Raw genomic sequence first — 15,400 nt, forward strand, 5'->3', positions numbered from 1 at the left:
ATTATATTTTTATAGAGTCTAACAAACTAATAATCATTGAAATAAAGGATCCATTTTTTTCATTGTTAGATTCTTTACATTTATCACAAATATCTACGGAATGCATCTTAAAAAATTCAATATAGTCAAAATTAACGGTTTTAATATTATCTATAAGATCTATCTTAATCTTTTTTAGAAGTGATATGATTTCATTATGGCTATTGAACAATAAATCAGATTTAATAATTTCATTACCATCGCTTGAAATAATTCGGAACTTAAATTTACTTCCTAAATCTTTATAGATTAAAAGACGAGATTTTCTATTCTTGATACCTAGTAATTTTTTATTATTACTAGAAGAATATTTTCCTAAACTCCTAATTCCTATTATTTCTCTTATCTCCTCAATAATAGGTTTTGCTATTTTACGAGCTCTATAAGAGCCATCAATTAAAATTTTCTCTATATATTCTGGATCTTTAATAAGTTTTTTGTATTTTTCTCGCATAGGAGCCAGTTCATGCTCTATTTTATCATATAGAATTTTCTTTGCTTCGCCCCAAGCTAATCCATTTTTTAATTTTAATTTAAAATCTTCGGACTCTTCTTCACTTGAGAATGCACGATATAGTAAATATATGTGGCTTTCATCAGCATTTTTAGGCTCATTTAACTGACTAGAATCAGTAACTATCTTCATTATAGATGATTGCAAGGTCTTTGATTCATTATCAAAAAGAGTAATGGTATTATTGTAACTTTTAGACATTTTACGACCATCAAGGCCAGGTAAAGTAGCCACATTCCTATCAATAACAGCCTCTGGTAACACAAAAAAATTATTCTTGTATGTGTAATTAAATCTTTGTGCTATATCTCTAGCCATTTCTAAATGCTGAATCTGATCATGACCAACAGGAACCTTATTTGCTTGAAACATTAGTATATCTGCGGCCATTAGTATTGGATAAGAAAATAATCCCATAGTAACGCCATCATCAATATCTATTTCTTTTGTAAGATTTTGAGTTGTAATGGACTTATAGGCGTGAGCCCTATTCATTAATCCCTTAGAAGTAACGCAAGTTAAAATCCAAGAAAGTTCCATTACTTCCGGTATGTCTGATTGTCTATAAAATATAACACGATCTATATCCAAGCCAGCAGCTAACCAAGTTGCTGCTATTTCTAGCCTGGAACTCAATAATCTTGAAGGATTTTGATTCTTAATCAAAGCATGATAGTCAGCAAGAAAAAAAAACGAATCAGCACTAGGCTCAAGACTAGCCTGTATTGCTGGACGAATAGCCCCAGCATAATTGCCTAAGTGAGGGGTACCTGATGTGGTGATGCCAGTTACAACACGATTGTTCATGAAACAATTACTATAATATGGAATTAATGAATAAAAATAAAAAATCAAATATGCTGAATAATACTTTATTCAAAGATATTATAAATAATGCACTAGGAAAATAAAAAACAATCACTAATGCATTATAGTTTTTTAGATTAAAAATTTAAAGAGCGCTTATCAACTGCTAAGGCAGCTTCTTTCAAGGACTCTGAAAGCGTTGGATGAGCATGGCAAATTCTTGCTATATCTTCAGCAGAACCTCTGAATTCCATTATCGTCACTGCCTCAGATATAAGCTCAGAAGCCATAGGGCCTATTATATGCACACCTAGAACCTCATCAGTCTTTGTGTCTGCAATAACCTTAACAAAACCTGTAGTATCTCCCAAAGCTCTTGCTCTACCATTAGCTAGAAATGGAAAAGTACCAACTCTGAAATCACGACCATCTTGTTTAAGTTGCTGTTCGTTTTTACCAACCCATGCAATCTCAGGAGATGTGTATATAACAGAAGGTATAGTATCAAAATTTACATGCCCATGTTGTCCAGCTATTCTCTCAGCAACAGCAACACCCTCTTCCTCAGCTTTATGTGCTAACATAGGACCTCTTACTACGTCGCCTATAGCCCAAACATTAGGAAGATTAGTCCTGCAATCAGCATCTACTCCTATAAAACCTTTATCATCAACTTTTAATCCAACTAAAGAATAATTCAATTTATCGGTGTAAGGTAAACGACCAATAGAAACTATAAGTTTATCTACTATCAATTCTTTATGTACATCTTTACTATCTTTATAATTTATAGATACAGAATCACCGATAATCTTGATGCTGTCTATATTAACGCCAACTTGAATGTCTAGTCCTTGTTTTGTAAAAACTTTCAAGGCTTCTCTGGCTATTTGAGAATCAGCTGACATTAAAAAATTAGGCATAGCTTCTAGCACTGTGACATTGGAACCCAATCTACGCCAGACACTTCCCATTTCTAATCCTATGACACCCCCTCCAATAACTCCTAATTTCTTAGGAACACTATCTAACCTTAAAGCCCCATCATTTGATAAAACTAACTTTTCATCGAAAGGTAGATTTGGAAATTCTCTAGCTGAAGATCCTGTAGCTATCACAACATGCTTAGCAATAATGTCTGTATTAGAAGAATCATTTATCTTTATACACCAGCCACCCTCTGTTTGACCAGAAAAAGATCCAAATCCATGGAAGAAACTAATATTATTTTTCTTAAACAAATAAAGGATACCTTCGTTATTTTGCTTAACTACAGTTTCTTTTCGAGAAATTAATTTCTTAAGATTTAAAGATATATTATCAATATCAATACCATGATCTTTAAAGTGACTGCCAGCTTGCTCAAAGTGTTCTGAGGACTGTAACAAAGCTTTTGAAGGGATACACCCAACATTTGTACAAGTTCCACCAGGAGCTGCCTCACCTAAATGATTACTCCAGGCATCTACACATGCTACTGACATACCTAATTGAGAAGCTCTTATTGCCGCAATATACCCACCAGGACCAGCACCTATGACGACCACATCAAATTGTTTAGACATAATTCACATATAAAAAATAATGTTAGATATAGATGTTCAATACTAACACTTGATTTGAAATAAAAGTCCATTAATAATTCAAGTAACACATAACAATCGGTCATTATGTGCAACAATGACCGATTAAGTCATATAGAAAACCTATAAATCTAATAAAAGACGCTGAGGATCTTCTAAAGCATCCTTAATAGCAACTAATCCTAGAACCGCTTCCCTACCATCTATTATTCTATGATCATAAGATAAAGCCAAATAATTCATTGGGCGAATAACAATCTGACCATTCTCTACTACAGCACGCTCTTTAGTAGCATGTATACCCAAAATAGCAGATTGAGGAGGATTAATTATAGGAGTCGATAACATAGAGCCAAATACTCCACCATTTGATATAGAGAAAGTACCACCCATCATTTCTTCTAAACCAAGCTTGCCATCTGCTGCTCTTTTTCCAAAATCAACAATAGATTTTTCTATATCAGCAATAGATAATTGATCAGCATTACGAAGTATAGGAACTACAAGTCCTCTAGGACTACCTACAGCTATACCTATGTCAAAATAGCCATGATATATTATATCTTTACCATCTATAGAAGCATTTATTAAAGGATATTTTTTTAATGCAGAAACAGCAGCCTTGACGAAGAAAGACATGAATCCAAGCTTAACACCATGTTCCTTCTCGAATTTATCTTTATACTGCTTTCTAATATCTATAACGGCTTGCATATTGACTTCATTAAATGTAGTCAGAATAGCATTTTCCTGTTGAGATTGTATTAAACGCTCAGCAATACGAGCACGTAATCTGCTCATAGGTACACGTTGCTCAGAACGTCCATCCAGAGATAATGAAGACTGCGTAAATTCCTCTGTTTTGACTGACATCTTTTGATCATATACTAACGCATCAGCTTTTGTTATACGACCATCCCTTCCAGTACCTTTTACTAAAGAAGGCTCTACACCTTTCTCTGATAAAATCTTTGAGGCTGATGGGGAAGCAACCCCTTTTAAATCTTTATGCTGATTCTTTTCTTCAGCACTATTATTACCTTGAACCTGGTTATTTATTTTTTGATCATTAACAGATGGCTTTGCATCGGTATCTATCTTTGCGATTAACTCGCCAGAAACAACTGTGCTATTATCACCCATCACTATTTCTACTAAAACACCTGAAGAAGGAGCTGGGACTTCTAGAACAACTTTATCTGTTTCTATTTCAATCAGAATATCACCAGATTCTACAAAAGCACCAACTGACTTTTTCCAGGACAACATCGTAGCTTCCGAGACAGACTCAGATAACTGCGGCACAACTACTTCTTGAATAGCCATAATGATAAATTCCGTAATTTAATAAATATCTATAAAATAATCTGCTTACTTAATCAACATAACCTTGAATTTTTGAGCAAATGCTTGTTCTATTAATGCTTTTTGCTGCTCTTGATGCTTTGCCATATAGCCAACAGCAGGAGAAGCAGAGGCATTACGCCCAGCATAGCCCAACTTCTGACCGTGTGACATATTTTCATACAAATGATGCTGAATATATGACCAAGAACCTTGATTTTGCGGTTCATCCTGAACCCATATAACTTCGGTTGCATTTGGGTATTTTTGCAATTCGGCCTCAAATGACTTATGAGCAAAAGGATATAGTTGCTCAATACGTATAATTGCAACATTATTAATTGAACGATCACGACGCGCATGCAATAAGTCATAATAAACTTTACCTGAGCATACTAATACCCGTTTAACTAATTTTGCATTTATTGACTCGTCCGTTTCTCCAATAACCATCTTAAACACACCATCGGAAAAGTCAGAGAGAGGAGAAGCTGCATCTTTATTACGCAGCAAAGACTTTGGTGTAAATATGATTAATGGCTTACGAAACTGTCTTATCATCTGGCGACGCAATACATGAAATATTTGAGAGCCAGTAGTTGGTTGTATAACTTGTATGTTATTGTCAGCACATAACTGCAAAAATCTTTCTATTCTACCAGAGGAGTGTTCAGGACCTTGACCCTCGTAACCATGAGGCAACATCATTGCTAAACCTGATTGACGACCCCACTTAGCTTCACCGGAACTTATAAACTGATCTATAACTACCTGTGCACCATTAGCAAAATCTCCAAATTGAGCTTCCCATATTGTCAAGGTATTTGGTTCAGAAGAAGAAAAACCATATTCAAATCCTAAAACCGCTTCTTCAGACAAAACAGAGTCTATTACCGTAAACTTTGCTTGTGTATCTGATACATTCTGCAATGGAATGTATGTACCATCATCCCAACGCTCTCTCTTCTGGTCATGTAATACAGCATGTCTGTGAGTAAAGGTGCCACGACCAGAGTCTTGTCCAGTTATACGTACAGAGTAACCGGAAGCTAATAAAGTAGCATAAGCTAAATGTTCTCCCATACCAAAATCTAAATTTAAATCACCGTTAGCCATACTTCGTCTATCATTTAAGACCTTAGTAACTAAAGGATGTGGATTAAATCCCTCTGGAACTTTAGTTATAATATCCCCAATACGTTTTAACTCGGAAACAGGGATTGCTGTATCAGCGTAATCGGTCCATTTGGAATTTAAAAATGGGGCCCAATCTATTGCATATTTACTCTTGTAATCTGTAAGAACTGGCTCTGTAGTTTTGTGGCCATCTTCTAGAAGCTTCCTGTATTCCCTTACCAGCTCATCTGGTTCTTCTTCTGTTAGGATATTCTGCGCTACAAGCTTATCTGCATATAACTTTCTGGTACCTGGATGATTAGTTATGCTTTTGTACATAAGAGGTTGAGTTAATGCAGGAGTATCTTGTTCATTATGTCCAAGCTTACGAAAACATACTATATCAACAACAACATCACGACCAAATTTCATCCTATAATCTAGAGCCAATTTTGTAACAAATACTACAGCTTCAGGATCATCTCCATTTACATGAAAGACTGGTGCTTCTATCATTTTTGCTACATCTGTACAATAAATAGTGGAACGTGCATCCCTAGGATCAGAAGTGGTAAAACCAATTTGGTTATTTATAACGATGTGTAAAGTACCACCAGTGCCATAACCTCTAGTTTGAGCTAGGTTTAAGGTCTCCATGACAACACCTTGACCAGCAAATGCAGAATCACCATGTACAAGGACTGGCAATACTTGCTTACCTTTACTATCATGACGTCTTTCCTGTCTAGCTCTAGCGCTACCTTCCACTACAGGATTTACTATCTCTAGATGAGAAGGGTTGAAAGCTAGTGAAAGATGCACAGGGCCACTATCTGTTGATAGATCACTAGAAAAACCATTATGATATTTTACATCACCATCGCTTAAGGCTTGAGAATGCTTACCCTCAAACTCTGCAAACAAATCGCTTGGAGTTTTACCAAGAATATTTATGAGCACATTTAATCTACCACGATGGGCCATTCCAACTATGATTTCTTGGATACCTAATAACGATGAATGCATGACAACAGAATCCATAGAAGCTATGAAACTTTCACCACCCTCTAAGGAAAACCTTTTTTGTCCTACATATTTAGTATGCAAAAACCTCTCTAGCCCCTCTGCTTCAGTTAATTGTTTTAAGATATGTCTTTTGTTTTCAGAGCTTAAAAGGTCTTTTCCATGACTTGATTCCATGCGTTCCTGAATCCATCTTTTGGAAGCTGGATCAGAAATATGCATAAATTCAACACCAATGGTGCCACAATAAGTATCACGCAAAGCCTTAATAATTTCGCGTAATGTCATTGTGCTTGATGTGGTAAAATAAGTATTGCTTGCAGAGTAAGTCTGATCTAAATCAGCCTCTGTTAGTCCATAAAAAGAAGGATTTAACTCTGGTATTTCCAAACGTTCCCTTCTCTTTAAAGGGTCAAGATCAGCCCAATTAGGACCTAGAGTTCTATAAGCAGCTATTATTGATTGTACAAAAACTTGTTTAGATGCAATAGATAAATCAGGTACAGATTGTGATTTAACAAAAGAATTTGTTTTTGCTCTTTGAGCAAATGACTCAACTATAGGAGCATGAGCCTGATCCCTAGTGCTATCATTACCATCTACAGCTGGAGAGTGTTGTAATTTATCAAAATATTGACGCCAGTTATCATCTACAGATCCTGGATTATCAAGATAGGCCTCATAAAGTTCCTCTATATATGGCGCATTTCCGCCAGATAAATAAGATGTTGACAGTGATTCTTTATTCGAAGACATAATTCGCTTCACCTTTTCGAGCATTTCGCCGACACGATGCAGGGGATAAAACCTTCCGCGACACGGACTTCCCGTTCAGCGGATAGCAATGGGCAGAAGGCACGTGCAAAAAAACCTAAAATATTTAAGCCATATTGGCCTTTAATACGTATTGTATTACAACTCTCTAAAATTAAAAGTATCTTGCTATAATACAACACTATTATAGTTATATGTAACACTACCTACATATAACATCGACTCGATAATTATAACAATTTAAACCTTAATAAGCTAAAAGTGTATAGCAAGATAATATGGGTTATGTTAAATATTTTGATAAATAACTAATATTATGCTCAATAATAGTTATCACTAAAAACTATCAGAAAATTAAAATTCTTCTCAGATGCTAGTTATAACAATCTCTATTAGTTGACTTTATTACAAAAAAATAAAGAATTTCGAATATTTAGAACACAAATATGAATTAGTTTTAAATTTTGTGGTAGTGTACATTAATGGTGAATATTACTTTGAGTAAAAACGGATAAAGTGAAAATCACAAAAACTCAAAAGATCCGCTAGCTAATATGGTGGACAAAATATTCTTTGCTATAACATTTCCAACTAATATAAGACCATGGATGATACTTTAAATCAACGCGCACTAGATTACCATGAATTCCCTACTCCAGGAAAAATATCTGTTACACCAACAAAATCATTAAATAATCAAGATGATCTTTCTTTGGCTTACTCTCCTGGAGTAGCTGCGGCTTGTATGGCAATAGTTCATGAAGGCGATTCTGCTGCCTCTAGATACACTTCGAGATCTAATCTTGTGGGCGTTATAACAAATGGAACTGCAGTACTCGGATTAGGCAATATAGGACCTTTAGCATCTAAGCCAGTAATGGAAGGAAAGGGTTGCTTATTGAAAAAATTTGCTGGTGTTGATGTATTTGACATAGAGCTTGCTGAGAATGATCCTGACAAAATAATAGATATAATAGCAGCCTTAGAGCCTACTATTGGCGGAGTAAATCTAGAAGATATAAAGGCACCTGAATGTTTTTATATAGAAAAAAAACTAAGAGAAAGGATGAAAATACCAGTTTTTCATGATGATCAACATGGTACAGCCATAATATCATCAGCTGCTATCCTTAATGGGCTTGAGGTAGTAAAAAAAGACATAGGTAAAGTAAAACTAGCCTGCTCAGGAGCAGGAGCTGCTGCTATTGCTTGTTTAGACTTGTTAGTTAGACTTGGAGTTAAAGTAGAAAATATATTTGTTGTTGATTCACGTGGTGTTATATGGGAAGGACGTGATGAAAACATGGAAACAAATAAACGCAGATATGCACAAAAAACTAATTCAAGGACTTTATCTGATGTTGTAAAAGATGCTGATGTTTTCCTGGGATGCTCTGCTGCTAAGGTTTTAACTCCAGAAATGGTAAAAACTATGGCTCCAAACCCTCTAATATTAGCCTTAGCTAATCCAGAACCAGAGATACTACCATCACTAGCTAAATCAGTCAGACCTGATTGCATAATTGCAACTGGTCGTTCAGATTTCCCAAATCAAGTTAACAACGTATTATGTTTCCCATTTATATTCCGTGGAGCACTTGATTGTGGTGCTACCTCTATAACGGAAGAAATGAAACTCGCATGTGTAACTGCAATAGCAGACCTAGCAAAAGCAGAACAGAATGATGAAGTTGCATCGGCATATGTAGGTGAAGATCTAAGCTTCGGTCCTAATTATATTATACCTAAACCTTTTGATAGAAGATTAATATCTCATGTTGCACCAGCTGTAGCTAAAGCAGCACAAGAATCTGGGGTAGCTACAAGACCTATTAAAGACTTAGAGTCCTATAGACAAAAACTTAATTCGTATGTATATCATTCAGGCCAACTCATGGATCCATTGTTCGTTCAAGCAAAACAAGAGCCAAAAAGAGTTATATATACAGACGGTGAAGAAGAGATAGTTTTAAGGGCAGTACAAACTATTGTAGATGAGAAATTAGCATATCCAATACTGATAGGTCGCAATTCTATAGTACAAGAAAATATAAGAAAGGCTGGTCTAAGGATTCAAATAGGAAAAGATATTCAACTGATTGATCCAGAAGATGAGAAACTTTTGGAAAAAAACTGGAAACATTACTACAAATTAAAATGTAGGGATGGGGTAACACCAAAAATTGCAAAATCTATGCTCAGAAAGCACAATACATTAATAGGATCTATGCTTCTACAAAGAGGAGAAGCTGATGCCCTTCTTTGCGGTGTTACAAGCAAATACGATAATCAACTTAAATATATTAGTGATGTTATAGGCAAAAAAGAAAATCAAACATTCGCTGCTCTGAATGTATTAATGCTTCCAGAACAGACCTTATTTATCGCTGATACTCATGTTAATGAGAACCCTACTGCTCAAGAAATTGCAAATATAACAATACAATCAGCTAAGGAGATGTTGCGGTTTGGATTTGTGCCAAAAATAGCATTGCTTTCTCATTCTGATTTTGGAAGTAGAGTTACTGAGTCCTCCAAAAAAATGTCGGAAGCTGTAAAAATAATAAAGGAAATAGCACCAGATCTTGAAGTGGATGGTGAGATGCATGCAGATTCTGCTTTATCAAATAAGATTAGAAAGTCTTCTTATCCTGATAGCAATCTTAAAGATACTGCGAATTTATTGATCATGCCTAATCTTGATTCAGGTAATATCGCATACAATCTTCTTAAGATGACAGGAAGCAAAGGAGTAGCTATGGGTCCAATACTTCTTGGATCTAATAGGCCTGTGCATATATTAACAAATAGCACCACAGTAAGAAGGATAGTTAATATGACTGCACTAGCAGTTGTAGATGCTCAACAAGAAAATTAAATTTTCTTGTTTTCTTATTAAGATGTGTAGCATGCTAGGTAGCATTTTATGATTCTGCCTAGCATATATCTACAACAATTTCTGAAAAAATATATAAATACAGCACCTGTAGATATAAAACAAATTCTATAAACTACTGATTGTAATTAATGATTACTGAATAACTACTATAAATGAAAAATAACAACAGAAATATTAAAGTTAATAAAGACAAGGTGTTTGATGCTTTTATTTCTTGTCCACAAGGACTAGAGTCAAAATTATTCGAAGAATTAAAATCATTCGGTATAGAAGTTATTCAAACTAATAAATCTGGTTGTTATATCAAAGTGTCATGGAGCGATATAGAGTATATAAATCTAAACTCTAGACTTGCTAATAGAGTACTACTACAAGTAGCGTATGCGCCATATATAAAAAATGAGAAAGAAATTCTAGAAATATCGCATAATGTAGAATGGGAAAGATGGTTTAGGCCAGAATACTCAATAAGAGTAGATACTTCTTCGATAAACAGTAGTTTTAATAGTCAACAATATTGCAATCTACTAGTGAAGGATGGTATTTGTGACAGATTTAGGAAAATTTTTTCCAAAAGACCTAATGTTAATACTAAAAACCCTGATGTAAGGATACATTTATTTATTGAAAAAAACTCTGTGACTATTTACCTAGATACTTCAGGGGAATCATTATTTAAAAGGGGATGGAGAATAAAAAAAGGAGAAACTCCATTAAAGGAAAATCTAGCAGCAGGTATAATAGCTTTATCTGAATGGAATCCTAAATACAATTTGCTAGATCCATTTTGTGGAAGTGGGACTATTCTTATAGAAGCAGCATCAATAGCATCAAATACTCCACCAGGAATTCTTAGATCCTTTGGATTTGAAAAAATTAATCTTCATGATAAGAAAAAATGGGATGATCTAAGAAAAGAATCAATATCTAATATCAAAGAAAATATAGAAACTGAAATATTAGGATATGATATAGATCGTGAAGCTATAGAAGCATCTATTAATAATTTAAAAACATCAGGATTGCATGTAAATAATTTAAGATTTATTCAAAAAGATGCAAATCACATAGAAAAATTACACATGCCAAGTGGACATATTATAACAAACCCTCCTTATGGAGAAAGGGTCGAGAATGATAATGATATTGAACTATGGCAAACTTTTTCAAAAAATTTAAAACAATATTTTTTTGACTGGAAAGTTAATATTATATCGAGCGATTTGGATTTGCCTAAAAAATTAAGATTAAAACCAAAAAGAAAAATACCATTGTTTAATGGCAAATTAGATTGCAGACTATTTCAATTTGAAATTGTAGAAAAAAGCTATAGAAAAGAAAAACTATAGCTTTTATATCTTTTTTAAATAATCTTTTATATTATATTGTAAAATGCATCTTTACCAGGGTAACTGGCCATATCACCTAATTCCTCTTCTATTCTCAATAGTTGATTATACTTAGCCATACGATCAGACCTTGATAACGAACCTGTTTTTATCTGCATAGAATTTGAAGCAACAGCTATGTCAGCAATAGTAGAATCTTCAGTTTCACCAGAACGATGAGAAACAACAGAAGTATAACCATAACGCTTAGCCATTTCGATAGCAGAAAAAGTTTCTGTAATAGTGCCTATTTGATTAATCTTTATAAGAATAGAGTTAGCTATGCCATTGTTTATACCTTCTTTTAAAATATTAGTGTTGGTTACAAACAAATCATCTCCCACCAATTGAATATCATTTCCTAACTTGTCTGTGAGAATTTTCCAACCATCCCAATCATTTTCAGCCATGCCATCCTCAATAGATATAATAGGATATTTATCACACAAAGAAGCAAGAAAATCAGAAAATTCGTTAGAGCTTAAAGAAACGTTACCCTCACCTTGTAGTATGTAAGAACCATTTTTATAAAACTCAGAACTGGCGCAATCTAAACCAAGACAAATATGCTTTCCTGGTTCATATCCAGCTTCACTAATAGATTCTAGAATAAGTTTTATAGCCTCTTCATGGTTACTTATATTTGGAGCAAATCCACCTTCGTCTCCAACGGCTGTAGACATACCATTATGACTAATTATTTTTTTTAATGTATGAAAAACTTCAGATCCCCAACGTAAAGCCTCTTTGAAGCTTTTAGCACCAACTGGCAATATCATGAATTCCTGTATATCCAAATTGTTATTAGCATGAGCTCCACCATTGATAACATTCATCATTGGAACAGGCATACTCATCAAACCACTACCTCCTAAGTATCTATAAAGAGGTAAACCTGAATCATCAGAAGCAGCACGAGCAACAGCCATACTTACAGCTAAAATGGCATTGGCTCCTAATCTCCCCTTATCACTAGTACCATCTAATTCTATCATTATGCGGTCTATATAAGATTGATTACAAGCTTCAAGCCCTATCAACGATTCAGCTATTTCTGTATTAATATTCTCAATGGCCTTTAAAACACCCTTTCCAGAATAACGATTAGCATCACCATCTCTAAGCTCAATCGCTTCACGTGTCCCAGTAGAAGCTCCTGACGGGACTGATGCTCTGCCAACAGCACCAGTTTCTAAAATAACGTCACACTCTACTGTTGGATTACCGCGAGAATCAAGTATCTCTCTACCCAAAATATCAACAATTGTACTCATAACAGATTATCCTAAAACAATAAAAAGATAGAAAATTACTTCATCAGTAAAACATGAAAATACACACCATACTATTCAATAACCAATATTTAAATACTTTTCCAGATCAAATATATTTATTTCTCTTAACAGTATTATCTATCTCCAACAAAGATTTTAATAATGACTTTACATTGTTTAACGGAATAGAATTATAACCATCAGACTTTGCTTCCAATGGATTAGGGTGTGTTTCTATGAATAAACCAGAAATACCTACTGCAACTGCAGCACGGGCTAAGTCTGGAGCAAAACTAATCTCTCCTCCTGAAGAGGATCCCTTAGAACCAGGCAATTGAACTGAGTGTGTAGCATCAAAAATAACTGGACAATTAGTAGTATTACGCATGATTGACAATGATCTCATATCTACCACAAGATTTCCATATCCAAAAGAGGATCCACGCTCACAGACCATAATACTATCAGTATTCCCACCAGCTTCCAATATAGCATTTTTAGCTTTATTAACTACTTGAGTCATATCATATGGTGACAAAAATTGTCCCTTTTTGATATTAACTGGTTTTAATGTTGCAGCACATGATTTAATAAAATCTGTCTGTCTACATAAGAGTGCTGGTGTTTGTAAAATATCTACTACAGAAGAAACGATTTTGACCTGAGATATATCATGCACATCAGTAGTAACATGAATGTTATATTTCTCTTTTATGTCAGATAAAATCTGCAATCCTTTGTCTATACCAACTCCTCTAAAAGAACTATCAGATGACCTGTTAGCTTTATCAAATGAACTTTTATAAACAAAATTTATATTCATGCAATCAGTTATGTCTTTCAGTACTTTAGCGGTCTCAAAAGCAATTTCACTTGATTCAATAACACAGGGCCCAGCTATTAAAAATAGCGGTTTATTTATACCAATATCAAAATCTAATAATCTCATTTAAATACTTTTAATAAATTTCTTATTTATAATAGCCCTAACATAATCTATAAATAATGGATGACCATTACGCGGTGTAGAAGTGAATTCTGGATGGAACTGCACCCCTATAAACCATGGATGATCTTTTATCTCAATAACCTCTGTTAGATTCTCTGACGAAGTACTTGCACTCACAATAAGTCCAGAATCGATTAAGCATTTTAAATAATTATTATTAACTTCATATCTATGACGATGCCTTTCATAAAGACTGTCTCCATATATACTATGGGTTTTTGTGTTTTTCATCACAAAAATACTTTGAGCGCCCTTTCTAAGGGTTCCTCCTTTATCAGAATTAATACTGCGCCGTTCTATTTGTCCGCTAATATCCTTCCATTCATTAATTAAAGCTATAACAGGAAATTCTGTACTAGCATCAAACTCTGTGCTGTTTGCATTTTTTAGACCAGCTACGTTTCTAGCAAATTCTACTACAGCAAGTTGCATACCTAAACATATGCCCAAAAAAGGTATTTTATTCTCTCTGGCATAATTGATTGCCATAATTTTACCTTCTATGCCTCTATTACCAAAACCACCAGGAACTAGGATCCCATCTAAATTTTTTAATAAGTCTGTTCCATTTTTCTCTATATCTTCTGAGTTTATGTATTTGATATTAACTCTAGAATTTGTATGTATGCCAGCATGTGCAATAGCCTCAATCAAAGACTTATATGATTCAGTAAAATCCGTATATTTTCCAATCATGCCAATATCGATATCACAACTAGGATTTTCAATGCGGTCTACCAATTTTCTCCAAATAGAAAGATCAGCAGGTTCTGGATTAATTAACATAGTACTACAAACTATATCATCTACTCTTTGTTCTTGTAGTACAGATGGAACCTTATATATTGAATCAACATTCCAGACTGATATTACTGATTCTATTGGAACATTTGAAAACATTGATATTTTAGCACGCTCTTCGCTAGAAATACGACGACTAGCACGACAAAGGATTACATCAGGAAATATTCCTATTTCTCGTAATTTTTGCACAGAATGCTGTGTTGGCTTTGTTTTTAATTCACTGAATGAAGATACTGATGGCACCAATGTGAGATGCATAAAAACAAAATTACTTCTGCCTAGTGATAAGCTCATTTGTCTTGCTGCTTCTAGGAACGGCAAAGACTCTATATCACCTACGGTACCACCTATCTCCACAATAGCAATATCCGCATTCCCTTCAAAACTATTATTGGCTCCTCTAACAATAAACTCTTGTATTTCATTTGTAATATGCGGAATAACTTGTACAGTATTACCAAGATAGTCACCACGACGTTCTTTTTTAATTACAGAATCATAAATTTGACCTGTAGTAAAATTATTCAATCTTGTCATTTTAGTAGATATAAAACGTTCATAGTGACCTAAATCTAAATCAGTCTCTGCACCGTCTTCTGTAACAAATACCTCCCCATGTTGGAATGGACTCATAGTACCAGGATCTACATTAATATAAGGATCTAGTTTCAACATAGTTACACGAAGACCTCGTGACTCTAAAATAGCTGCTAATGAAGCAGCAGTAACCCCTTTCCCTAGAGAAGAAACTACTCCACCGGTAATAAATATATACTTAATCATTGCATTCTAATGGTAAATTGAAATAATAGTGCACTAAGCATTT

At 34.3% G+C, this 15,400-nt stretch carries 9 protein-coding genes; 2 read left to right on the forward strand and 7 right to left on the reverse strand.

Annotation, left to right across the window (positions count from 1 at the left end; translation table 11 throughout):
- Position 1: 1 nt before the first annotated feature.
- The 4 genes from trpS to ST1E_RS02260 all read right to left on the reverse strand — a co-directional run bounded on the left by trpS (position 2) and on the right by ST1E_RS02260 (position 7,182).
- A complete protein-coding gene (trpS, locus tag ST1E_RS02245; RefSeq protein WP_015389623.1) occupies positions 2-1,360 on the reverse strand; it encodes a tryptophan--tRNA ligase in 1,359 nt (452 codons plus the stop codon).
- Between the two features lie 137 nt (positions 1,361-1,497).
- The gene (lpdA, locus tag ST1E_RS02250; RefSeq protein WP_015389624.1) at positions 1,498-2,925 is read right to left on the reverse strand and encodes a dihydrolipoyl dehydrogenase; all 1,428 of its coding nucleotides are present in this window, start codon (positions 2,923-2,925) and stop codon (positions 1,498-1,500) included.
- 141 nt (positions 2,926-3,066) lie between these two features.
- On the reverse strand, positions 3,067-4,269 hold the full coding sequence (gene odhB, locus ST1E_RS02255) for a 2-oxoglutarate dehydrogenase complex dihydrolipoyllysine-residue succinyltransferase (protein WP_015389625.1): 1,203 nt from the start codon (positions 4,267-4,269) through the stop codon (positions 3,067-3,069).
- Positions 4,270-4,314: 45 nt separating this feature from the next.
- Positions 4,315-7,182: a 2-oxoglutarate dehydrogenase E1 component gene (locus tag ST1E_RS02260; RefSeq protein WP_015389626.1), complete on the reverse strand. Its 2,868-nt coding sequence runs from the start codon at positions 7,180-7,182 to the stop codon at positions 4,315-4,317.
- A 622-nt stretch (positions 7,183-7,804) separates the two neighbouring features.
- On the opposite strand from ST1E_RS02260, the gene ST1E_RS02265 reads away from it, so the two are divergent.
- Both ST1E_RS02265 and ST1E_RS02270 read left to right on the forward strand, forming a co-directional pair.
- Positions 7,805-10,078, forward strand: a complete 2,274-nt coding sequence (locus ST1E_RS02265; RefSeq protein WP_015389627.1) for an NADP-dependent malic enzyme — start codon at positions 7,805-7,807, stop codon at positions 10,076-10,078.
- Positions 10,079-10,251: 173 nt separating this feature from the next.
- Complete coding sequence (locus ST1E_RS02270) at positions 10,252-11,448, forward strand: THUMP domain-containing class I SAM-dependent RNA methyltransferase (RefSeq protein ID WP_015389628.1); 1,197 nt, start codon at positions 10,252-10,254, stop codon at positions 11,446-11,448.
- Between the two features lie 26 nt (positions 11,449-11,474).
- Here the strand turns inward: ST1E_RS02270 and eno are convergent, their stop codons facing one another.
- From eno to pyrG, 3 genes are all read right to left on the reverse strand, one after another.
- Positions 11,475-12,761 (reverse strand): phosphopyruvate hydratase, encoded by a 1,287-nt coding sequence (gene eno / locus ST1E_RS02275; protein WP_015389629.1) that lies wholly within the window; start codon positions 12,759-12,761, stop codon positions 11,475-11,477.
- Between the two features lie 106 nt (positions 12,762-12,867).
- On the reverse strand, positions 12,868-13,710 hold the full coding sequence (gene kdsA, locus ST1E_RS02280; RefSeq protein ID WP_015389630.1) for a 3-deoxy-8-phosphooctulonate synthase: 843 nt from the start codon (positions 13,708-13,710) through the stop codon (positions 12,868-12,870).
- Positions 13,711-15,357 carry a CTP synthase gene (gene pyrG, locus ST1E_RS02285; protein ID WP_015389631.1) on the reverse strand — a complete coding sequence of 549 codons (1,647 nt, stop codon included), beginning with the start codon at positions 15,355-15,357 and terminating at the stop codon, positions 13,711-13,713.
- Between the last annotated feature and the right edge of the window lie 43 nt (positions 15,358-15,400).

Origin of the sequence: Candidatus Kinetoplastibacterium galatii TCC219, from assembly GCF_000340905.1 — a bacterium.
In the GTDB taxonomy this organism is placed as follows: Bacteria; Pseudomonadota; Gammaproteobacteria; order Burkholderiales; family Burkholderiaceae_B; genus Kinetoplastidibacterium; species Kinetoplastidibacterium galati.

Excerpts from the sequence above, each read along its gene's own strand:
- trpS (WP_015389623.1), bottom strand. The coding sequence starts at position 1,360 with ATGAACAATCGTGTTGTAACTGGCATCACCACATCAGGTACCCCTCAC.
- ST1E_RS02260 (WP_015389626.1), bottom strand. The coding sequence starts at position 7,182 with ATGTCTTCGAATAAAGAATCACTGTCAACATCTTATTTATCTGGCGGA.
- ST1E_RS02270 (WP_015389628.1), top strand. The coding sequence starts at position 10,252 with ATGAAAAATAACAACAGAAATATTAAAGTTAATAAAGACAAGGTGTTT.
- kdsA (WP_015389630.1), bottom strand. The coding sequence starts at position 13,710 with ATGAGATTATTAGATTTTGATATTGGTATAAATAAACCGCTATTTTTA.
- pyrG (WP_015389631.1), bottom strand. The coding sequence starts at position 15,357 with ATGATTAAGTATATATTTATTACCGGTGGAGTAGTTTCTTCTCTAGGG.
- odhB (WP_015389625.1), bottom strand. The coding sequence starts at position 4,269 with ATGGCTATTCAAGAAGTAGTTGTGCCGCAGTTATCTGAGTCTGTCTCG.
- eno (WP_015389629.1), bottom strand. The coding sequence starts at position 12,761 with ATGAGTACAATTGTTGATATTTTGGGTAGAGAGATACTTGATTCTCGC.
- ST1E_RS02265 (WP_015389627.1), top strand. The coding sequence starts at position 7,805 with ATGGATGATACTTTAAATCAACGCGCACTAGATTACCATGAATTCCCT.
- lpdA (WP_015389624.1), bottom strand. The coding sequence starts at position 2,925 with ATGTCTAAACAATTTGATGTGGTCGTCATAGGTGCTGGTCCTGGTGGG.